The organism is Kibdelosporangium banguiense (assembly GCF_017876405.1).
Classification (GTDB): domain Bacteria; phylum Actinomycetota; class Actinomycetes; order Mycobacteriales; family Pseudonocardiaceae; genus Kibdelosporangium; species Kibdelosporangium banguiense.
Window position 1 is genome coordinate 6,863,384 of record NZ_JAGINW010000001.1, and the last position, 20,865, is coordinate 6,884,248.

Genomic DNA, 20,865 nt, shown 5'->3' on the forward strand with positions numbered 1-20,865 from the left:
GACAGGAGTGGGTTATGGTTCTCGAACGAATGCGCGAGCTGCGCCGCCGCGTGGTGATCACCGGGTGGGGTGCGATCACACCGCTGGGCCTGACCGTGACCGACACCTGGGCGGCGATGCTGGCCGGCCGCAGCGGGATCCACCTGGTGGAAGGCTTCGAGACCGGGGACCTCGGGACGCGTATCGCCGGGCAGATCCGCGGGTTCGACCCGGCCCTCTACATCCCGCACAAGGTCAGCCGCCGGATGGACACGTACGCGCAGTACGCCATGGCCGCCGCGACGCAGGCTGTGGAGTCGGCGAAACTCACCATCGACGATGAGCTCGCGCCACGTACAGGCGTGCTGATCGGCAGCGGCTACGGTCCCGTGAACTACAACCACGGCGTGGCTAACACGTTGCGGGACAAAGGTCCGCGTGCGGTGAGCCCGTTCGCGCAGATCGCCGGGGCGATCGACAACGCAGCGGGGGAGATCAGTATGCAGTTCGGCGCTCATGGCCCGAGCCGCGCGCTGAGCACGGCCTGCGCGACTGGGACAGACTCGATCGGCGAGGCGGCCCGGTGGATCCAGTTCGGCTTCGCCGATGTCGTGCTCGCCGGAGGCGCGGACAACTGCATCACGCGCGGAGATCTGGCCGGCAGCGGCAATGCGAGGGCGTTGTCCACGCGCAACGACGAGCCTGAGAAGGCTTCGCGGCCGTTCGACGAGGACCGCGATGGGTTCGTGATGAGCTCCGGAGCCGGTGTGCTGGTGCTGGAGGAGGCCGAGCACGCGCTGGAACGCGGCGTCCCCATTCTCGGCGAGGTCATCGGTTACGGGTCCACTTCGGACGCGTACCACTGGACGGCGCCGCACCCTGAAGGCGCGGGCGCGAAAGCCGCGATGCGGCTGGCTCTGCAGGACGCGGGCGCTCTACCGTCTGATGTGGACTACGTGAACACGCACGGCACGAGCACCCCGATCGGTGACGAGCGCGAAGTGCACTCGATCCGTGCGGTGCTCGGCGACCACGCGACACGCATCCCGGTGAGCTCGACCAAGTCGATGACCGGGCACATGATCGGCGCCGGGGGAGCGGTGGAGGCGATCGCGTCCTGCCTGGCCATCCAGGACGGCGTGGCCCCGCCGACCATCAACTGCGAGCGCCCGCTGGACCCGGAGATGAACTTCGTCGCCGGTGTGGCCCAGGACCACGACATCGCGGTGGCGATGAGCAACTCGTTCGGTTTCGGCGGCCACAACGCTGTTCTCGTACTGCGGAGGTGGGCGCAGTGAGCGGGCTGCTGACCGGGAAACGACTGCTGGTCACCGGCGTGATCACCGACTCGTCGATCGCCTTCCACACCGCACGCGTCGCCCAGGAGCACGGCGCCCAGGTCATTCTCACCGGCTTCGGCCGGATGTCGCTGGTCAACCGCATCGCTCAACGGCTGCCCGAACCCGCGCCGGTAATGGAACTCGATGTGACCGACCAGGACCAACTGGCCACCTTGGCGACCCGCATCCGCGAACACGCCGACGAGTTGGACGGTGTCGTGCACTCGATCGCGTTCGCCCCCGAGAGTTGCTGGGGCGATTTCCTGGCCGCGCCATGGCCGGACGTGTCAACAAGCCTGCACGTCTGCGCATACTCGCTCAATTCGCTGGCTCGGGCGGTGCTCCCGCTGCTGACCCCATCGGCGTCCATTGTCGGCCTTGACTTCGACGCCCGAGTGGCCTGGCCCGACTACGACTGGATGGGCGTGGCCAAAGCCGCCCTGGAATCGGTGAACCGTTACCTCGCCCGCGAACTGGGCCCCGCGGAATCCGCGTCAACCTGGTCGCGGCAGGTCCACTAAGGACTGTCGCGGCCCGCTCGATCCCCGGCTTCGTCGAAATGGCCAAGGACTGGGACCACCGTGCCCCGCTGGGCTGGGACGACACCGACCCTACCGCGGTCGCCAAATCCGTCTGCGCCCTGCTCTCCGACTGGCTCCCCGCCACCACAGGCTCCATGATCTGGGCCGACGGCGGCGCCCACGCAATCGGTTCATAACAGCCGTTTCGGTTCCAATGGCTGCCTTATCGGGCAACGACCACCCCACGCTTGGTCACCCGCCAAGGCATGGATGTCCTGGGTCCACCAGGAGTGAGATGGGGGAAAGTGGGGAGGCAGCGTGGAAAGACGCATGGAGGAGCCGAACCGCACGCCGCACGACGATCCACGAGCGCCGCTGAACAACCCCCAGCAGGTCCCGCTCACCCAGGATGGCACGCCGGCACCCTTCATCGCGCCCGCCTCGATCACGTACCTCCAACGACTGGCCGGCAACCGCGCTGTCGCAGGCCACCTGGGTGTCCCGATCCAGCGCCAGGTCCTGACCGCGTCGGGCAGCGTCGACGATTTCGTGGCGCTGGGAGATCCCGAGGTGATCGTCACCAAGCTGGCGGAGGCCCCGCTGGCGGAACGGCAGTACCTCACCGCGCAACCCGATGGCAGCGCACGCTTGGAAGCCGCGATCGGGTCGAGCCTTCGGCCCATCGCGCAACGGATCCTGTCCGGGGCGGCGTCCGCGACTGTGCCTTCCCTGGACGAGGCGACCTGGTTCCGCTGCGACCGGGCCATTCACGCGAACGACCGCGCGAAGGCGTTCCAGGTCCTGATCGCCTACCTGAGTGGGCGTGGCTTGATCAACAATGCCTCCGGCTGGTCCTATGTGGCCAGATCCGACGAAGGCGAAGGGGTGACCAACTTCCAGTGGGTGGAGGACCCGGCCACACACGAGCGCCGGGCCACCTCGCCGACGGTCGAGATCTACGACCCTGCCTTCCAGGACGTCGCCTGGCTCTATTCCACAGTCATGCACGAAAACGTTCACGTGCAACAGGTTCGGGCCGGTGCGCCGGGCAGTGAGTTCGACGCCGCGGGCGAGCAGCGGCCCGAGTTCGTCGCCCGGGACGAGGTTCTGGCCTACCTCTGGGAGATCGAACACTCCGAGGGCACGGGCCTGTCGGGCACGGCCAACGCGGCGGGCAACGCGAGCTCGACGTCGGTCTGGCGGACCAACGTCATGCACATGCAGGAGGTCGCCCGCAGGCTGACCACCGAGTTCAATTCCATGACCCCGGGCCTGCAGGCGAGCCTGCGGACCCGCTACGACGCCGCCCAGCAGAAGGTCCGAGACTTCGACCTGGGCGTTCCCCAGCAGTCGGTCGACGACGCCCGGCAGACGGTCCAGGAGTCCAGCCGTCAGATCCAGCAGCTGCTCGACACCAGAACCCCGGAGAACGAACGCGAAGTCGACGCGCAGATCGATGCCATCCGCAGACGACGGGCCGGGGCCATGGCCATCGTCGCGCTGACCGACAACCCGCTGATCGAGGTCGTCGAACCGGGTGACCCCGGCGTGTACCGGGTTCCCACGGTCGACGCCGAAGGCAGGGTCCGCTACCTGCACGGCGGGCTTCAGGTCGCCTGGCACCTCGCCCAGGCCTCGACCTCCGCGTACTCCCTGGGCGAGACCCTCAGCGCAGGCGGGGAGATGACGGTCGCCGGTACGGCGATCCAGGGGCGGGTCCACCCGTTCCCGCCCGATGTGGACTTCGACGAGCATATCCACGTGGTGGCGAACACCCGGCAGGAAGCGGGCCGGATGGCCGCGGAACGCCTCGTGGCCAACATCCGCCGGATCAGCGGCGGACCCGTGCCCGGCAGCTCGCAAGTCGAGTTCCGGCATCTGCTCACGTTCCCCGAAGGCGGCCGGGGCATCCGGATGAGTCTCGACGACATCAACTCCGGTGACGCTGTCGCGACTCTCGGCCGGGCCATCGCCAACCTGGCCGGCGGCAACATGAACACGTTCTGGCGTGGATACGTGGTCGACGACCCGGCTCACCCGGAAGAACGGCGTTTCACCACCGTCACCAAGGTCGTTTTCGTGTCGGCCACGAAGCCCGACGGCACCGAGCTCATGGCGACCAGTGGCAGCGCGGACTTCAACCTCGCCTACCTCGAGGTGCCCGACGAGATACCGAGGACCTCATTGGCGGAGTTCGCCACCGCGATGCGGTCCGCCGCGGTGGAGCAGGCCGACCGGGGCAACTGGCTGAAGGCCGCCAAACGCGCCTACAACTACTTCTCGACCATTGGTGATCTGGCCGGCATGAGTGCGCTGGAGCCGGTGTTCTCCCAGCCCCAGACGAACATCGAGCAGTACGCGACGGTCATCGACGCCATCCAGAACGCCCTTGAACTCACCGACATGGGCGTCCGGCAGCCACGAACCCGGATCATCAGCCGCGACGAGGCCCTCAACCAGGTCGAACGCGCGGCGGCCATGGTCGAGCAGCGGCTTCCCGCAGTGCCAGGACGGACCAGTCCGGAGGCGATCGCGCGAGATCTGCGTGAACTGGCGACCAGGTTCGAGGCACGTGACAGCCATGGGAACCTCAAACCGGACCCGGGCCTGGCGGCCTTGTTCGGCCGTGAGGCGACCGCGATCCGTGAACTGATCAACGTGGGCGTGCAGAGCCGGGTCGAACCGATCATCGACCGGCTGCGCCTGGAATGCCGGGTGGAGACAACGCCATGAACCAGTTCCTGATCGCCAACCGGCTGTGGTTCCGGGAAGGACGGACAGCCAAAGCACTGGCACGCTACACCGAGGCGACGCAGGCCCAGCCGAACAACCCCGTTGTGGCGTTCCAGGTCGCTCGCGTGCTCTGGGCGTTCGACCGGTTCGGCGAGGCCCGTGCGGCGCTGGCCCGGGCGGACGCCAACCGCGCCCGGTTGAGTGACATCGGCCGGCTGGCCCTGGACCAGCGGCTGACGCTGACCGAATACCCGCCGGCCAGGCATTACCCTGATCTTCCGCCCGACCGGCTCGACCGGGACCTGCTGGGCGCGGCTGCCGACTGGCGTCGCGTCGCGCAGGCAGCCGACGACCGCGAGATGGGAGGCTTGGCGGTCTACGCGCTGGAGCGGTGGAACGGCGTGCCGCTGGACGCGGAAGACGCCCGCTACCTCGGCAGGATCACCACGAACCGCGACCTGGAGGAGGCCCTGTTGACCCAGATGCCGGCATCACCGCCGCAGGAGCTGCCCCTGCGGCTCGAAGTCCGTGTGATCCCGGAGAAGGGCCGGCTGGGCGAACCCACCCAGATCACCGCGATCCTGCACAACCCCACGGACAAGCCCATAGCCGTCAACCGCCGGATGCTGCTCAACCGCCCAGGCAGGCCCGGCGAGGTATGGCTTGACCTGCGAGGCCCGGCGGGCTATCGCAACAGCGCGGGCGTCCGGATCAACGCCGGGTCCGCACCGGCCGAGTTCTTCGTGACCCTGGCCCCCGGCGAATCAACGGAGAAATCCTGGGACCTGGCCAGGTATGCCACCACCGAAACCGCCGGCAACTACGAGATCACCCTCACCTACCACAACGAAGCCGGCCGCTCACCGGACGGAAACCCCATGGCTGTGGGAAAAGTCAGCGGTCGCGCCACCTTCGAGCGGCACAGCTGAGCCGGCTGTCACGCCGCTACCCATCCCGAAGATGTACATGTACGGCGAGCAGAACAACCACTTGTCCTACCTGCCCCAGATGAGTGCCAACGGCACCGAGCTCGCCGAGATACCCCACTGCGCGCACTTCCCGATGTACTCCAACGCCCCCGAAAGTGGTCCCGCATCACAAAGTTCGTGATCGGGTAGCGGTCACACGACAGTGATCTTGTCGACGTTCGGGCCGCCGTTGCTTGTTGTCGCGGTGGCTCTGATTTTGCTGGTGCCGGCGAGCAGGTTCACGCGGATGGTCAGTGTTCGCCAGTCTTCCCAGCCGTTGGTCGGTGGGAAGTTCACGGACGCCGTTTTGATCCCGTTGACTGTGATGTCCATGGGGCGGTTCTCGGAACTGGCGTTGGTGTACCGGAAGACAACGTTGACACTTGTGGTCGCGAGGGCGGTCACGGTCCACTCGACGGAACTGCCGACCTCGTTGTCGTAGTCGACGAAGCCGGAGCCGGTGAACCCTGCGTGATTGGACTCGATCCGTCCGTTACGGATAGTCGCGTTCTCCGCTTGGAAGTCCACACCTTGTGGTTGAGGCGGTGTCCTCTCGGGAGCCTGCTGCGGGGGAGGCGCGGGCTTTGGTGTCCGGGCACTCGTGGATGACGACGGCGGTGGCTGGGCGTCCGGACTGCTGGGCGCCGGACCGACTGAGGGCGTCGGAAGCAGCACGGACACTGTCGACTGAGGAGGCTGCGTCGTCACCGGCAGCTCGGAGTCCTGTCCTTGCGGCACAACGATCTGCGCGCCGGCCGGTGCGTCCGGCTGGCTCACCAACAGCGTCACCACCATGCCCGCCGCCGCGCAGGAGGCAGCGCCGGACAGGGCCCACTTGAGGCTACGCCTCACCCCAACTCCTTCCCGGTTCCTGCCACAGGATTAACACACCACAGGAAACGATCATGGAATCATGTGCCCAGCACATCACCCAGCACAAACGCGGCTGCCGGTAACAGTGTCACCGGGTGTCGCGGGCGGCGGCTTCCTCTGGGGTGGGGGCGGTGCCGCCGAGGTGGGCGGGCAGCCACCAGGGGGCGTCGGCGGGCTTGTCGGGGTAGTCGGCCTGGGCCTTCTCGAGCAGGGTCGTCATCCGGGTGCGCAACTCCCGGGTGAGCTGGTCCTGGTTGTCCTGCGGGGTGGGGTGCAGCGGCTCGCCGGCGCGGATCAGGATCGGGACGTGACGCTGGGTGAGATTCTTCGGCCGGCCTTTGGTCCACAGGCGCTGGCTGCCCCAGACGGTCATCGGGATGAGCGGGACGTTCGCCTCGGCGGCCATCCGCACCGCACCGCTCTTGATCGCCTTCACGGTGAAGGACTGGCTGATGGTCGCTTCGGGGAACACGCCGACCACCTCGCCGGCCTTCAGGGCGGTCACGGCTTGCTGGTACGACGCCTGGCCTGCGGATCGGTCGACGGAGATGTGGTGCATGCCGCGCATCAGCGGCCCGGCGACGCGGTTGGCGAAGATCTGCTTCTTGGCCATGAAGCGGGTCTTGCGCCTGGCGGGCAGACCGGCCAGGCCGCAGAAGATGAAGTCCAGGTAGCTGACGTGCGTACAGGCCAGAACCGCCCCGCCGGTGGCCGGGATGTGCTCGGCGCCCCGCACGTCCAGCTTGAGGTCGAGCACCCGGAACAAGGTCTTGCAGGCGAGGATGACTGGCGGGTACACGAGCTCCACGGGAACCTCATTTCGACGAGTGCTGTCCGTTTCGCACGGATTACCCTGTCGTCATCTTCCCATGGTTGAGTCACCGGGGCCGTGTGGCGCCGAGCACAAGCAGTGACGGGCAAGCGGTGACGGGCCAAGCAGTGACCCTTGTGGACTTGCCTACGGTTTGCCGCTCTCCCTGATCCTCTAGGGGACCAGCACGGCACGCCCGCGGATCCGGCCTGCCCGCAACCGCCTCAGTGCCTCACCGGCGGCGGACAGGCTGAACAGTTCGGTTTCCACGCGCAGGCTCCCGGCCTGGGCCAGGGCGATCACGTTGTGCAGCTCCGGTCGTGTGCCCCAGAACGGCAGGGACAGTGCAGCGCCTGGGGGGAGTGGGCCGGGTTTGCTGATGGTGAGTCGCCCGGCTGCACTGCCCAGCACCACAAGATCGCCACCGGCTCGCAAAGTTCGGGCGCCGAGGGCGAGAGTCGCGTCGCTGCCGACGAAGTCGAATACGGCGTCCACTCCGGTCCCGCCGGTGGCGGCGCGTAACACCTCGCTGGTGTCAGGTTTGGTCAGCGTCGTCATGTCCGCGCCGGACAGGTGAGCGAGTTCCAGGGCGTCCTCGCGAATGTCGACCGCGAGGACGCGACTGGGCGTGACGGCGCGCAGGATCTGAACGGCGAGATGTCCGAGGCCGCCGACGCCGATCACGGCGACAGTGGTGCCCTCACGGAGTTTCCCTGACAGACCGGCGATCGCGTGGTACGGCGTCAAACCGGCGTCGGTCAGCGGTGCGGCCTGGGTCGCGTCCAGATCTCCGATCGGGACGAGATGACGCGGGGCGGGCACCAGCAAGTGGTCGGCCATGCCACCATCCCGGCCGAGCCCGGCTCCTGACCAGGCCAGCTCGCTCCGGCGGTCGCAGTAGTTGTCGTGGCCGACGGCGCATCGCCTGCACCGGCCGCATCCCCACGGTCCGTAGACCGCGACTCTCGTGCCGATTTCGATCCCGGTCGCCGCGGGGCCGACCGCCACGACGTGCCCGGCGACTTCGTGGCCGAGGGTGAACGGGACCGAATACGGCATTTTGCCTGCGTCCGCGTCGATTACGTGCAGGTCGGAGTGGCAGATTCCGGCCGCCTCCACTGCGATGAGCACCTCGGTGCCCTGGGGGACCGGAACCTCGAGATCGACCAGCCGGGGCGGTGTGCCCCAGGCGGTGAGCCGCAGTGCGGTGCTCTTGCGTGCCGTCGTCACATCGCCGACGATACAAAAATGAACTCAGTTCGAATAGGGCTCGCGGGCAAGGTGGCGCTGGTGACCGGTGCCGGGTCGGGCATCGGCCAGGCGGTCGCCCGCAAGCTGAGCGACCTCGGCGCGCAACTGGTCCTGGCCGACGTGAACGCGGACGCCGTCGAGCGGGTGGCCGGCGCGGTGGCGAACGCGCGGGCGCTGAGTATGGATGTTTCAGACGTCGACCAGGTCGATCGGGTGATCGGCGGGATCGGCCGGCTGGACGTGGTCGTGCACGCGGCCGGAGTGGACGATCCCGTGGCCAAGGAGTGGATCGCGGACGCGATGCTGGCCTGCAAGCCGCCGGAAGTGACCGCGCGGCTGGAGATCGACACGTGGCGGCGGGTCATGGCGGTCAACCTGGACGGGACATTCCACGTCCTGCGGGCGTCCCTTCGTGCGATGACGAGCGGTTCCATCGTCGTGATCGGGTCGTCGTCAGCGTTCGACGCCCCCACTGGCTATCCGCACTACTCCGCGTCCAAGGCCGGGGTGCACGCGCTGGCCCAGGCCGTTGCCAAGGAGGCGATCGCCTTCGGAGTCCGGGTCAACGTCGTCGCGCCTGGTCCGACGGAGACCGGGATGGCCGCGAGGACTCCGGCGGTGATGCGGGAGGCGTTCAGCGGGTCGTACGCCACGCCGGAGCAGATCGCGGACATCGCGGTGTTCCTGGCCGGTGAGCAGTCCTCGAACCTGGTGGGTGCGGTGCTGCTGGCCAACGGCGGCCGTTTCACGTCGTGAGGCAGGGCTTGCCAGCGGCGAGCCTGGCGGTTACCGTCAACTGAACTGAGTTCACTTTGTCCTCAAGGGAGAGGAACGCCGTGGATCAACTCCTGCTCGTGCTGGTCAACGGTGTCGCCAGCGGCGCCATCTACGGCCTGATGGGCCTCGGCCTGGTGATCATCTACCGGGCCACGGACGTGGTGAACTTCGCGCTCGCCAGCCTGGCCACCATCGGCTTGTACGTCGCGATCACGTTCCACGACAGTGGTGTCGCGGTGGTGGTCGGCGTGTTGGGTGCCGTCGCGGTGACGGTTGTCGCGGGCCTTGTGGTCCGCGAGGTGGTGATCAGACCGCTGGGCCAGGGGCAGCTGTTCGCCGCCCTGGTGGTGACCATGGGCGTCGCCCTGATCGCGGAAAGCGTGGTCAGTTCCGTCTGGGGCACGCAGCCGAAGTCGTTCCCCAGCCTCGTCGAGGGAACGGTCGGCATCGGTGACGCGGCCATCCCGGCGCAGAGCCTGTTGACCATCGTCGTCGCCGGGATCGCGATGGCCCTGGTGGCCTTCCTGTTCGGCCGGACCTCACACGGCTCGGCGATGCGGGCGGTGGCGGAGTCTGCGGACACCGCGACGGTCGTGGGCATCAACGTGCAACGCATCGCGAGAATGGCGTGGGCACTGGGTCTCGGGCTGGCCGCCCTCGCGGCATGCCTGTACGCCCCCAAAGCCGGTCTGGCGCCGACCGTTCTGGCCGCGCCGCTGTTCCGGGCCTTCGCCGGGATCTTCCTCGGCGGTCTCAACAGCATGTACGGCGCCGTGATCGGCGGCCTGATCGTCGGGGTGCTCGAGAACATCGGTGCCACCTACGTCTCGGCGAGCTTCCGTGACACGTTCGTCTTCTCGTTCACCATCCTCGTACTGCTGATCCGTCCGCAGGGTCTGTTCGGTACGCGTACCTTCCAACGGGTTTGAGGCAGGTCATGACGGCTGTTGGAGCAAAAACGGCTATCCGTTCGAGGCTGGCCAAGGCCGCCCTCGCGCCGATCGCGGCCGCCGTGGTCATCGCGGTGATGGATTCGGGTGCGATTCCGCCCTACCAGGCGTATTCGGTGGCGCTCGCCGCCGTGTACACGATCGTCGTGCTGTCGGTCGGCCTGCTGGCGGGATGGTCCGGCATCTGGTCGGTCGGACACCCCGCGTTCTTCGCCCTCGGCGCGTATTTCGCCGCGTACGGCAGCGCGCACGCCTGGTCTCTGGAACTCATCGTCGTCGGTGCGATCGCCGCCAGCGCGATACTGGGCGGGTTCCTCGGCTTCGCCGGAGCCCGGTTCTCCACGCTCTACATCGCACTGCTCACTCTGGCGTTCAGCCTGGTGTCACTCGAAGTCATCAACCGGTGGACCGACGTCACCGGCGGCGACCAGGGTGTACCAGTGTCCCAGGTGGACAGTCTGGCCGGGGAGCTGCCCAGTGGCGGCACGCAGGCGCAGGTCCTCGCGGTCGCCGCTGCCGGGGTGTGCCTGGCGATCGCCGTCCTGGTCAAGGGTTCTGCCTTGCGGATGCGGCTGGTCGCGGCCAAGTCACACCCGATGGTCGCCCAGTCGATCGGGATCGCGCCCGAGGCGCAGTCGGCGCTCTCGTTCGCGGTGAGCGCCGCGTTCACGGGATTCGCCGGTGTGCTGCTCGGCCTGATGACCGGGTTCGTCAGCCCGGATCCGTTCTCCCTCAACATGGGCATTTCGCTGATCGCGTCCTGTGTCCTGGGCGGAGTCGGGACTGTGCTGGGCGCTGTCGTGGGCGGCGCGTACCTCGCGTGGTCGCCGACGCTGGCCGGCGCCGCCGGGCTGCCGCAGCCCGTTGTGCAGGGCATTGTGCTGATCGCGGTGCTGATCTTCCTGCCCAGCGGTGTGGTGCCGTTCCTCGGCAAGCTCGTGCGACGGATACTGCCGTCCCGCGAGACGCACCCGGTGGTCGAGCTACAACCGCAACCGGAGCCGGAAGCCAAGGTCGCGAGTCCGGACGGGCCGCCGGTGTTGACCCTGAACGGGGTGTCGGTGCGGTTCGGCGGGTTGAAAGCGCTCGAAGACGCGTCACTGTCGGTGCGACGCGGCGAAGTGCTGGCCATCATCGGGCCGAACGGTGCGGGCAAGACCACCCTGATGAACGTCCTGTCCGGGCTTACCGGCGGTGGTCAGGTCGACGGGACCGCGGACTACGCCGGAAAGCAGTTGCTGAGAACAAGGCCGACAGCCCGGCGCCGCCTCGGGGTCGGGCGTACCTTCCAGCACGCGGAGGCGTTCAGCGAACTCACCGTCGCCGAGAATGTCCTGTGCACGCACCGCTGGATCACACCGCGGCATCGTGCCGTCGTGGATGAGCTGCTGGGCCGGGTCGGCCTGGCGGACGTCGCGGATCGCTACCCGGCTGACCTGTCGTTCGGCCTGCAGAAGCGGCTGGACCTGGCCAGGGCGATGGCTGAGGAGCCGACCCTGCTGGTCCTGGACGAACCTTTCGGCGGCCTGGACGCCGAAGAACGGGCGACTGCGGCACAGCAGATCAAGCGCCTGCGCGACAACGGCGCGACTGTGGTGATCATCGACCATGTGCTGGACGACCTGTTCGCGGTCGCCGACCGGGTGGTCGCCTTCGACTTCGGCAGGCCGATCGGTGAAGGGCCGCCCAGCACGGTTCTGCAGAACAGCGAGGTGCTGGCGTCCTATCTGGGCACGACGAGCGCGCGTACCGCGCCGCCGGAGCGTAGCGGTGACGAACCGGTCGCCATCCGGCTGACAGGCATCGATCACCATTACGGTGGCGTCGCGGCGTTGCATGGAGTTGATCTTGAAGTCCGTGCGGGAGTCGTGCTGGGTGTCGTCGGCGCGAACGGCGCGGGCAAGAGCACGCTGGGACGTATCCTGCATGGCTCGCTGCGTCCCTCCAGCGGCATTCGCGAGGTGGACGGGGTACGCGCCAGCGTCGTTCCCGAAGGCCGTGCCTTGTTCAAAACCCTGACCCTGCGGGAAAACCTTGAAGTCGCCGCGTACTCGGCGGGTCTCAAGGGCGCGACCTTGCGGGAGAAACTCGACGAGACAGCCGAGTGGCTGCCGAAACGGTTGCGCGACAGGCTGTCGGTCCAGGCCGCCGCGCTGAGTGGCGGCGAGCAACAGATCCTGGCCATCGCCCGCGCCATGATGGCCGGTCCGGACGTTCTCATCGTCGACGAACCCGCGCTCGGCCTTGCGCCCGCACTCATCGACGAGGTCTACGAGCGAATCGGCCGCCTCGCCGACGACGGCATGACGGTCGTTCTGCTGGAGCAGCTCCTCAGCCGGGCCATGACCGCCTGCCACGAGGTGATCGTCCTGCATGAAGGTTCGATCGCCGCACGTGGGAAGCCCGCGGACACCGGTTTCGCGGCGCTGGCCGAAGCGGCGTACTTCGGCGGCGAGCGAGTGACCGCGCTGGAGGTGGGATGACGAACCCACGGATCGATCCCGCCACCCTCACCGAAACCGCGGAGCAGCAGGAACTGCGGGCTGTGCTGCGGGAGTTCTTCGCCGCGCACTCCGGGCCTGACCTGTGGAAACGCATGGCCGGCGAGCTTGAGCTCCAGGGCCTGGCGATTCCCGAGCAGTACGGCGGGTCCGGGTACTCCTTCGCCGAACTCGCGGTGGTGCTGGAGGAAAGTGGCCGGGCGCTGTGCCGTGCACCCTTGCTCTCGACGGTCGTGCTGGTCGGTTACGCCCTCATGCGCAGCGGCGACGCCGAGGCCTGTGCTCGCTATCTGCCTCGGATCGCCGACGGGACTCTGACCGCGACCCTGGTCTACGACAGCGACATCACTGCCGAACAAGGCGCCGAAGGCTGGATTCTCCATGGCCGTGCGGACTTCGTCCTGGACGGCGCGGGCGCCGGTCTGATCCTCGTGGGCGTGGGGGACAGGTTGTTCGCCTGCGAGTCCGAAGTGGAGCGAACTCCGCACAGAGTGCTCGACGAGACGCGTGGCCAGGCCCACCTCGAATTCCGGGGGACAGCGGCCACTGCGGTCGGACATCTGGCGATCGAAGAGATCCTCGACATCGGCCGTGCCGCTGTCGCGGCCGAGCAGGTCGGCGGCATCGCGCATGCGTTGGACGCCACTGTGTCCTATGTGGGGCAGCGAAAACAGTTCGGCCGGCCGATCGGGTCGTTCCAGGCCGTCAAGCACCGGCTGGCCGGCCTGCTGGTCGAATATGAGGCCGCCCGGTCAGCCTCGGCCTACGCAACCGCTTGCGTCGCAACCGATTCCCCTGAACTGGGGGCTGCGGCAGCGGTGTCCTCGCTGGTGTGCTCAAACGCCTACCGGCTGGCCGTCGCCGAGTATGTCCAGCTGCACGGCGGAACCGGCTTCACCTGGGAACATCCGGCGCACTTGTACGTCCGCCGGGCCCGCTCGACCGAGGTGCTGTTCGGCACCTCGCAGGACCAGGCCCTGCGCCTGGCCACGGCGCTGGGCGTCGGTTAGCGACTCGCACCACACCTCCGGCCGGTTGACAGCGGAACCGTCCGGCCCGAACAATTGGACTGAATTCAGTTCAGTTAGGAGACCAAGATGGCTGTCGAAGACGAGATCCAGTTCGAACGCGACGGAAACGTGGCGAGGGTCTGGCTGAACCGTCCCTGGAAGAAGAACTGCGTCACCGTGCCGATCCTCCAGCGGCTCGACGAGATCATCACCGAGGTCGACAAGGACCCGGAGCTGCGAGTGCTGGTCCTGCGCGGCCGGGGCGGGACGTTCTGCTCCGGCTTCGACCTCGACAGCCTGCAGGCGGAGTACATCGGGAGCTCGACCGCGATGGACGTGGCCGTCATCTCCGCCAAGGTCTGCGACCGGCTGTACTCGATGAACACGCCTTCCGTGGCCGTGCTCGAGGGCTACGTCACCGCGGGCGGCTTCGAGCTGATGATCTCGTGTGACTTCGCGATCGCGGCCGACGACGCCAAGATCGGCGACTTCCACATGCGCCGGGGCCTGTTCGGCGGTGCCGGCCCGATCTATCGTGTGCCGCGCATGATCGGCATCCGCAAGACCAAGGAGCTCATGCTCACCGGCAAGCTGCTGTCGGGCGTGCAGGCCGCGGACTTCGACCTGATCAATGCCTGCGCTCCGGCCGAGAAGCTGGACGAGACGGTCGAGGAGTTCATCAGCCACCTCACCGACAAGAGCCCGTTCCAGATGCGGATCACCAAGATGACCATCGACCGCAGCCTGGACGCCGACATCCACTCCCTGATGGTGATGGAGCACCTCGCCGTCGGCGTGACGCTCAACTCGCAGGATGCGGCCGAAGGCGTCGCGGCGTTCCTGGAGAAGCGCGAGCCGAAGTGGACCGGCCGCTGATGACCGCCGAGGGCAGGTTGTGGACCTGGACCGTCCAACGGTTCCAGCCGCCCTCGCCGCCCTACATCCCGCCCGCGGACGGCTACCGGCCGTTCGCGCTCGGCTACATCGAGATCGGCGGCGAACGGGTGGCAGCTGTGCTCGACGTGGCCGATGTGGAGAACGTCCACATCGGAATGAAGTTCCGCGTCGAGCAGTCGGACGGAGTCCCGCGAGCGAAGCCGGTCGAGGAGCAATCATGACCGATGTATTGATATGCGGTGCCGCTCGGACTCCGTTCGGCCGGTCGGAGAAGACCGGTCGTGAGCACGCTATCGCGGCGGCGAACGCCGCGCTGGCCGACGCGGGGATTCCCTGGTCACGAGTGGGGGCGGCGTTCGGTGGCAGCGATGCCGCCGGGCTCGCCGACACCCTCGTGGCGGATCTGGGACTCACCGGGTTGCCGTTCATCAACGTCAAGAACGGTTGCGCCACTGGTGGAAGCGCTCTGATCAGCGCGGTCAACGCCATCCGTTCCGGGATGGCGGACGTGGTGCTCGCGGTCGGGTTCGACAAGCATCCGCGAGGTGCGTTCGACCCCCGTCCCGCAGACTGGGGCCTCGACGACGCCTACGGGCGTGACGGGCTGATGGTCACGACACAGTTCTTCGGCATGAAGATCCAGCGGTACATGCACGACCACGGCATCACGCCGAAGACCTTGGCGCTGGTGGCCGAGAAGGCGTACCGCAACGGCGCGCTGACTCCGGACGCCTGGCGCCGCAAGGAGATCAGCGCGGCGGAGATCCTGGAGTCCGGCATGGTCAACGACCCGCTGACCCGCTTCATGTTCTGTTCTCCGGGGGAGGGCGCGGCCGCGATCGTGCTGTGCTCTTCTTCGGTTTCAAACGAAAACGCAGTGAAACTGCGGTCGGCTGTGGTGCGGACCCGGCGGCCGGGTTCGTTCGAGGTGTTCAGCCCTCGGATCGACGCGGGCGCGCTCACCAGTGTCAGCAGGGATGCCGCGGCGGCGGCTTTCGAACAGGCGGGCATCAGTCCGCGTGAGGTCGACGTGGTGCAGTTGCAGGACACCGAGAGCGGCGCCGAGGTCATGCACCTGGCGGAGTGCGGGTTCTGCGAAGACGGTGAACAGGAGGGCCTCATCGCCGCGGGTGGGACCGAGATCGGTGGTGTGTTGCCGGTCAACACAGACGGCGGATGCATCGCCAACGGCGAGCCGATCGGTGCGTCCGGGCTGCGTCAGGTCTACGAGATCGTTGAGCAGTTGCGTGGCCGAGCAGGCGACCGGCAGGTGCCGGGCGACCCGCGAATCGGCTTCACCCATGTCTATGGCGCTCCAGGCGTCAGCGCGTGCACGGTGTTGTCGCGATGACGCCCGACGAGTTCCGCGCTCAGGCCAGGCAATGGCTGTCCGGTGTCGCCCAGCCGTTGCCCTCGGCCGATGTCTGGGGCACGGGTGACGACTCGGTCGCCGTGTTCGAGAACTGGACTGAGAAAGAAGAAATCGAGCACACCGAGCGCGGCCAGGCATGGGAACGGACCCGGTTCGACCAGGGCTGGGGTGCGCTCAACTGGTCGAGCGAGTTCGGTGGACGCGGATTGCCCGCGTTCTACGAACAGCTTTACCGCACCGAGGAAGCCGCGTTCGACGTTCCCCGCCGCAGCGAGATCTTCCCGGTCACCCAGCACCTGGTCGCACCGGCCATCGGGATCTGGGGCACCGACGAGCAGAAACAGCGCTGGCTGCGGCCGATGTTGCGGACCGACGAGCTTGCCTGCCAGCTGTTCTCGGAAACCGAGGCAGGGTCGGACCTCGCCGCGGTACGCACGAAAGCCGTCCGGCAGGGCGACAACTGGATTCTGGACGGCCACAAGGTCTGGACCTCCGGTGCCCGCGTGGCGACGTGGGGCGTGGCCGTGTGCCGGACAGACCCCGATGTCGCCAAACATGCCGGGATCACGGTCTTCCTGGTCCGGATGGACGCGCCGGGCGTCACCGTGCGGCCGATCCGGCAGATGACCGGCGGTTCGAGCTTCAACGAGGTCTACCTCGACGGTGTTGTCGTGCCCGACAGCGACCGGCTGGGCCCGGTCGGCCAGGGCTGGCGCGTGACGCTGAGCGTGCTGGCCGCCGAACGTTTGGACTCCGGCTCGCTGGGGCTGGGCAACGCCGATCGCGCAATCGCTCTCGCTAGAAATATCGGTAGGCAGCTTACGGACAGCGAACGTCAGCAGACAGCGGAGTTGTACGCGCGCACGCTGGTCCAGCGGTTGATCGGATTGCGGGTGACGGCTGCGCTCGTCGCCGGCCGGGAACCCGGTGCGGAAGCGTCGGTGGGAAAGCTGTACGCGACCGAAACCATGCGCAGGACAAGCGACCTGGTGCTGCAACTGCTCGGGCCGCGCCTGGTCGCGGACACCGGCGAGTGGGGCACGTTTGCCTGGACCGAGCATTTGCTGGGTGCACCGGGCTACAGCATCGCCGGTGGGTCCGACGAGATCCAGCGCACCATCCTGGCCGAGCGCGTGCTCGGCCTGCCGAGGGAGCCGTCGCGATGAGCCTCGCCGCCAGGGTCGCCGAACAGCTGGGCATGCCGATCAGCGAACTGGAACCGTTGCCGGGCGGGCATTCCGGCCTGACCTACACCACGAAGGCCGGCTCGCACCAGTATGTGATCAAAGCCGTGCCACCTGGCCAGAAGCCGGTGGGCCGCAACGATGTGCTGCGGCAGGCAGAGATCCTCCGCACGTTGACCGGCTCCAAAGTGCCTGTGCCGGGGGTCGTTGCTGTGGACGAGCGCCCGCCCGCGTGGTTCGCGATGGAGTTCGCCGACGGCGAGGCGATCGAGCCCGTGCTGGACGCGCACACGCTTGCGCCGGAGCTGGCCCGGTCCAGAATGCTCGAAGCCGCAAGGGTTCTGCGCGAGCTGCACGAAGTCAGGTCACTTCCGCAAGCGCCCACCGGCGCCGCCTCCGAGTTGGAGCGGTGGAGCCGCACGATGCACGCGGTCCCAGCCGAGTTGCGGCCCGGTGCCGAGGATCTGCTCAAGCGCCTCGAAGACGTCCCGGCCGATCTTCCGCCGGTGCTCGTGCACGGGGATTTCCGGCTGGGCAACGTGTTGTTCGCCGGTGAGCGGGCAAGTGCGGTGGTGGACTGGGAGATCTGGAGCGTGGGTGATGCGCGCGTGGATCTCGGCTGGTTCCTGCTGTTCGCCGACCACCGCAACTTCCCGCAGCTGGGTACCGAGGTCCCCGGGCTGCCGACCGAATCCGAACTGTTGGACGCGTATCTCGGCGAGAGACCAGTGCAGTTGCCGGAGATGCGCTGGTTCCGAGCGCTCAGCCGGATGAAGATGGCCGCGATCATGGGCCACAACCTGCGGCGGCACCGTGAGGGCAAGCACCACGACCCGGATCAGGAACGGCTGCCGCCGACCATCGCCGCGATGATCCGTTCCGCCATCGAGATCCTGTCCTGAGGAGGCACTTCGTGGATTTCGCATTCTCCGCCAGGGCGGTCGAGCTGCAGGACCGGATCAGGTCCTTCATGGACGAGCACGTGCTGCCCGCCGAACCGGTGTACGACAGGCAGATCGCCGAGTCGTCCGATCCGCACGCGCTGCCGCCGGTGATGGTCGAGCTGAAGGAGAAGGCCCGCGCGGACGGGCTGTGGAACCTGTTCCTGTCGCACGGCGACTGGGGTGCGGGGCTGACGAACCTCGAGTACGCGCCGCTGGCCGAGTTGATGGGCCGGTCGATCATCGGCAACGAGATCTTCAACTGCTCGGCACCGGACACCGGCAACATGGAGCTGCTGGCCTTGTTCGGCACCGACGAGCAGCGTGAACAGTGGCTCCGGCCGCTGCTCGACGCACGGATCCGGTCCTGTTTCGCGATGACTGAACCGGACGTCGCGAGCTCGGACGCCCGCAACATCCGCACCCGGATCACCCGCGACGGCGACAGTTATGTCGTCAACGGCCGCAAGTGGTACACGTCCGGAATCCTCGACCCGGACTGTGAACTCATCATCCTGATGGGCGTCAGCGACCCGGACGCGCCGCCGTACCGGCAGCAGAGCATGATCCTCATCCCCAGGCACACGCCGGGTGTCACCGTGCTGCGGGACCTGCCGATGTTCGGCTACACCGACCGGCTCGGGCATGGTGACGTGCTGTTCGAGAACGTCCGGGTGCCAGCGGCCAATCTGCTGGGCAGCGAGGGGGAGGGTTTCGCACTCGCGCAAGGACGCCTGGGACCTGGCCGGATGCACTACGCGATGCGCGCGGTCGGTTTCGCCGAACGCGCGCTGCAGTTGATGTGTGAACGCACGCTGTCCCGGGTCGCGTTCGGCGGCCCGCTGGCCGACCAGGGCGTTGTGCGGGAATGGATCGCCCGCAGCCGGATCGAGATCGAGCAGTTGCGGTTGCTGGTGCTCAAGTCCGCCTGGCTGATGGACACCGTCGGCAACGCCGCCGCCCGCATGGAGGTCGCCGCGATCAAGGTCGCCGCGCTCGACGTCGCACACCGCGTGGTCGACCGTGCGGTGCAGGCCCATGGCGCGGCTGGCGTCAGCGATGACACCGTTCTGGCCCGGTTGTTCTCGATCACCAGAGCTTTGCGCATCGCGGACGGGCCCGACGAGGTGCATCTGCGCACCGTCGCTCGTCAGGAACTGGCCAAGTACAAGGAGAAAAGCCGGTGACAACTCTCGATGGCCAGGTGGCAGTGATCACCGGGGGTTCCCGCGGGATCGGCTTCGGGATTGCCAAGGCCTTCCGTGCCGCCGGTGCGCACATCGTGATCGCGGCCCGTAAACCCGATGGGCTGACCGAGGCACGTGCCGAACTCCTGCGTGCGCAGGGCGATGGGGACGTGCTCGACGTCGTGGCCAACGCGGGCGAACCGGAGCAGGCCCAACGCTGTATCGCCGACACCATGGTCCACTTCGGACGTGTCGATGTCCTGGTCAACAATGCGGCGACCAACCCGTACATGGGGGACCTGCTCGATCTGGACCTGCCACGGGCCGAGAAAACCGTTCGTGTCAACCAGTACGGGATGATCGCGTGGAGCCGGAGCGCGTGGCGCGCGTGGATGTCCGAACACGGCGGGACGATCATCAACATCGCCTCGGTCGGCGGCTTGATCGTCGATCCGCAGATCGGCTACTACAACGCCACCAAGGCCGCGATGCTGCTGATGACACGGCAACTCGCGTACGAACTCGGGCCGAAGGTACGGGTCAACGCGATCGCGCCCGGAGTGATCAAGACGGAGCTCGCCAGAGCGGTGTGGGAGGCGCGTGAAGCGGTCCTCACCGCCAAATTGCCGCTGCGCAGGCTCGGCACAGTCGAAGATGTCGCGAACGCGGCGCTGTTTCTGGCGAGCGATGCGTCGTCGTGGATGACGGGCCAGGCGCTCGTCCTGGACGGCGGCGCGACCGCCCTGCCGATCGCGGTGGACTGATGAGAGACCTCTTCTCTTTGGCAGGCAAAACCGCGGTCGTCACTGGCGCGTCGTCGGGGCTAGGAGCAAGGTTCGCTACCGTGCTCGCGGAGGCGGGCGCCACGGTGTACGCCGCCGCACGCCGGGTCGATCGCCTGCGTGCCCTGGGGCCCGGGATTCAGCCGATCGGGTGCGACGTCAGTGTGGAGCGCGACCGGATTCGCCTGGCCGAGACTGTTTTCGCCGAGACCGGGCGGTTCGACGTGCTGGTCAACAACGCCGGGATTCCCGGGGCGGCACTGGCCGAGAAGGAGTCCGCGGCGGATTTCGCCCAAGTGCTCGCGGTGAACCTGATCGCGCCGTTCCATCTCGCCCGGCTGATGGTCGAGGGACGTGACCCCGCAGGGGCGAACGTCAGCATCATCAATGTGGCCTCGATCCTCGGCCTGGTGTCGACCGCGCCGATAGGCGGCGCCGGCTACGCCGCCTCCAAGGCAGGTCTGATCGGCCTGACCAGGGAACTGGCGGGGCAGTGGGGTGCTTCGGGTGTGCGGGTCAACGCGCTGGCTCCTGGCTGGTTCCAGTCGGAAATGACCGGGGACCTGTTCGCCGACGAGCGGTCCAGCCGCTGGGTGGACCGCAACACCATGCTGGCCAGGGGCGGCCAGAACGGTGAACTCGACGGCGCGTTGCTGTTTCTGGCCTCGGACGCGTCCTCGTACTACACGGGCCAGGTGATGGTGGTGGACGGTGGCTGGACCGCGCGCTGAGGTCAACCTGTATTGAGTTCAGGTTGGTACTAAGCTCGTCGGACAGACCGGCACGGC

18 protein-coding genes and 1 pseudogene are annotated in these 20,865 nt (G+C 67.6%); 16 read left to right on the forward strand and 3 right to left on the reverse strand.

Translation table 11 applies throughout. From position 1 onward, the window contains the following. Positions 1-14 precede the first annotated feature (14 nt). From fabF to JOF56_RS31870, 4 genes and pseudogenes are all read left to right on the forward strand, one after another. On the forward strand, positions 15-1,277 hold the full coding sequence (gene fabF, locus JOF56_RS31855) for a beta-ketoacyl-ACP synthase II (RefSeq protein ID WP_245378477.1): 1,263 nt from the start codon (positions 15-17) through the stop codon (positions 1,275-1,277). After that, positions 1,274-2,037, forward strand: a pseudogene (gene fabI, locus JOF56_RS31860) (enoyl-ACP reductase FabI). Before fabF ends, fabI begins: the two are co-directional and overlap by 4 nt. A 121-nt stretch (positions 2,038-2,158) precedes the next feature. Further along, positions 2,159-4,573: a hypothetical protein gene (locus JOF56_RS31865; protein WP_209643158.1), complete on the forward strand. Its 2,415-nt coding sequence runs from the start codon at positions 2,159-2,161 to the stop codon at positions 4,571-4,573. Beyond that, entirely contained in the window at positions 4,570-5,502 is a 933-nt protein-coding gene (locus tag JOF56_RS31870) for a tetratricopeptide repeat protein (protein ID WP_209643159.1), read from the forward strand. The genes JOF56_RS31865 and JOF56_RS31870 overlap by 4 nt, the downstream gene beginning before the upstream one ends. Before the next feature lie 192 nt (positions 5,503-5,694). Here the strand turns inward: JOF56_RS31870 and JOF56_RS31875 are convergent, their stop codons facing one another. The 3 genes from JOF56_RS31875 to JOF56_RS31885 all read right to left on the reverse strand — a co-directional run bounded on the left by JOF56_RS31875 (position 5,695) and on the right by JOF56_RS31885 (position 8,455). Continuing rightward, on the reverse strand, positions 5,695-6,393 hold the full coding sequence (locus JOF56_RS31875; protein WP_307855348.1) for a carbohydrate-binding protein: 699 nt from the start codon (positions 6,391-6,393) through the stop codon (positions 5,695-5,697). Positions 6,394-6,502: 109 nt separating this feature from the next. Next, the gene (locus JOF56_RS31880; protein ID WP_307855349.1) at positions 6,503-7,222 is read right to left on the reverse strand and encodes a lysophospholipid acyltransferase family protein; all 720 of its coding nucleotides are present in this window, start codon (positions 7,220-7,222) and stop codon (positions 6,503-6,505) included. A gap of 177 nt (positions 7,223-7,399) precedes the next feature. Then, complete coding sequence (locus JOF56_RS31885; RefSeq protein ID WP_307855350.1) at positions 7,400-8,455, reverse strand: NAD(P)-dependent alcohol dehydrogenase; 1,056 nt, start codon at positions 8,453-8,455, stop codon at positions 7,400-7,402. Positions 8,456-8,473: 18 nt separating this feature from the next. Between JOF56_RS31885 and JOF56_RS31890 the strand changes: the two genes are divergently transcribed. The 12 genes from JOF56_RS31890 (at position 8,474) to JOF56_RS31945 (ending at position 20,808) form a co-directional block, all read left to right on the forward strand. Beyond that, complete coding sequence (locus JOF56_RS31890; protein WP_209643160.1) at positions 8,474-9,232, forward strand: SDR family NAD(P)-dependent oxidoreductase; 759 nt, start codon at positions 8,474-8,476, stop codon at positions 9,230-9,232. A gap of 80 nt (positions 9,233-9,312) precedes the next feature. Beyond that, on the forward strand, positions 9,313-10,182 hold the full coding sequence (locus tag JOF56_RS31895) for a branched-chain amino acid ABC transporter permease (RefSeq protein ID WP_209643161.1): 870 nt from the start codon (positions 9,313-9,315) through the stop codon (positions 10,180-10,182). 8 nt (positions 10,183-10,190) lie between these two features. Beyond that, positions 10,191-12,686, forward strand: a complete 2,496-nt coding sequence (locus JOF56_RS31900) for an ATP-binding cassette domain-containing protein (protein ID WP_209643162.1) — start codon at positions 10,191-10,193, stop codon at positions 12,684-12,686. Beyond that, complete coding sequence (locus JOF56_RS31905; protein WP_209643163.1) at positions 12,683-13,714, forward strand: acyl-CoA dehydrogenase family protein; 1,032 nt, start codon at positions 12,683-12,685, stop codon at positions 13,712-13,714. The genes JOF56_RS31900 and JOF56_RS31905 overlap by 4 nt, the downstream gene beginning before the upstream one ends. 87 nt (positions 13,715-13,801) lie before the next feature. Continuing rightward, on the forward strand, positions 13,802-14,590 hold the full coding sequence (locus tag JOF56_RS31910) for an enoyl-CoA hydratase/isomerase family protein (protein WP_209643164.1): 789 nt from the start codon (positions 13,802-13,804) through the stop codon (positions 14,588-14,590). After that, positions 14,575-14,832 (forward strand): OB-fold domain-containing protein, encoded by a 258-nt coding sequence (locus JOF56_RS31915; RefSeq protein ID WP_307855351.1) that lies wholly within the window; start codon positions 14,575-14,577, stop codon positions 14,830-14,832. The genes JOF56_RS31910 and JOF56_RS31915 overlap by 16 nt, the downstream gene beginning before the upstream one ends. Beyond that, a complete protein-coding gene (locus JOF56_RS31920) occupies positions 14,829-15,962 on the forward strand; it encodes a thiolase family protein (protein ID WP_209643165.1) in 1,134 nt (377 codons plus the stop codon). Before JOF56_RS31915 ends, JOF56_RS31920 begins: the two co-directional genes overlap by 4 nt. Beyond that, a complete protein-coding gene (locus JOF56_RS31925; protein ID WP_209643166.1) occupies positions 15,959-17,149 on the forward strand; it encodes an acyl-CoA dehydrogenase family protein in 1,191 nt (396 codons plus the stop codon). Before JOF56_RS31920 ends, JOF56_RS31925 begins: the two co-directional genes overlap by 4 nt. After that, entirely contained in the window at positions 17,146-18,069 is a 924-nt protein-coding gene (locus tag JOF56_RS31930) for a phosphotransferase family protein (protein ID WP_209643167.1), read from the forward strand. Before JOF56_RS31925 ends, JOF56_RS31930 begins: the two co-directional genes overlap by 4 nt. Before the next feature lie 11 nt (positions 18,070-18,080). Continuing rightward, on the forward strand, positions 18,081-19,295 hold the full coding sequence (locus JOF56_RS31935) for an acyl-CoA dehydrogenase family protein (protein WP_209643168.1): 1,215 nt from the start codon (positions 18,081-18,083) through the stop codon (positions 19,293-19,295). Further along, entirely contained in the window at positions 19,292-20,059 is a 768-nt protein-coding gene (locus JOF56_RS31940; RefSeq protein ID WP_209643169.1) for an SDR family oxidoreductase, read from the forward strand. Before JOF56_RS31935 ends, JOF56_RS31940 begins: the two co-directional genes overlap by 4 nt. Further along, positions 20,059-20,808 carry an SDR family oxidoreductase gene (locus tag JOF56_RS31945; RefSeq protein WP_209643170.1) on the forward strand — a complete coding sequence of 250 codons (750 nt, stop codon included), beginning with the start codon at positions 20,059-20,061 and terminating at the stop codon, positions 20,806-20,808. The genes JOF56_RS31940 and JOF56_RS31945 overlap by 1 nt, the downstream gene beginning before the upstream one ends. Positions 20,809-20,865: the final 57 nt, after the last annotated feature.

Excerpts from the sequence above, each read along its gene's own strand:
- fabF (WP_245378477.1), top strand. The coding sequence starts at position 15 with ATGGTTCTCGAACGAATGCGCGAGCTGCGCCGCCGCGTGGTGATCACC.
- JOF56_RS31870 (WP_209643159.1), top strand. The coding sequence starts at position 4,570 with ATGAACCAGTTCCTGATCGCCAACCGGCTGTGGTTCCGGGAAGGACGG.
- JOF56_RS31890 (WP_209643160.1), top strand. The coding sequence starts at position 8,474 with ATGAACTCAGTTCGAATAGGGCTCGCGGGCAAGGTGGCGCTGGTGACC.
- JOF56_RS31900 (WP_209643162.1), top strand. The coding sequence starts at position 10,191 with ATGACGGCTGTTGGAGCAAAAACGGCTATCCGTTCGAGGCTGGCCAAG.
- JOF56_RS31905 (WP_209643163.1), top strand. The coding sequence starts at position 12,683 with ATGACGAACCCACGGATCGATCCCGCCACCCTCACCGAAACCGCGGAG.
- JOF56_RS31910 (WP_209643164.1), top strand. The coding sequence starts at position 13,802 with ATGGCTGTCGAAGACGAGATCCAGTTCGAACGCGACGGAAACGTGGCG.
- JOF56_RS31920 (WP_209643165.1), top strand. The coding sequence starts at position 14,829 with ATGACCGATGTATTGATATGCGGTGCCGCTCGGACTCCGTTCGGCCGG.
- JOF56_RS31925 (WP_209643166.1), top strand. The coding sequence starts at position 15,959 with ATGACGCCCGACGAGTTCCGCGCTCAGGCCAGGCAATGGCTGTCCGGT.
- JOF56_RS31930 (WP_209643167.1), top strand. The coding sequence starts at position 17,146 with ATGAGCCTCGCCGCCAGGGTCGCCGAACAGCTGGGCATGCCGATCAGC.
- JOF56_RS31945 (WP_209643170.1), top strand. The coding sequence starts at position 20,059 with ATGAGAGACCTCTTCTCTTTGGCAGGCAAAACCGCGGTCGTCACTGGC.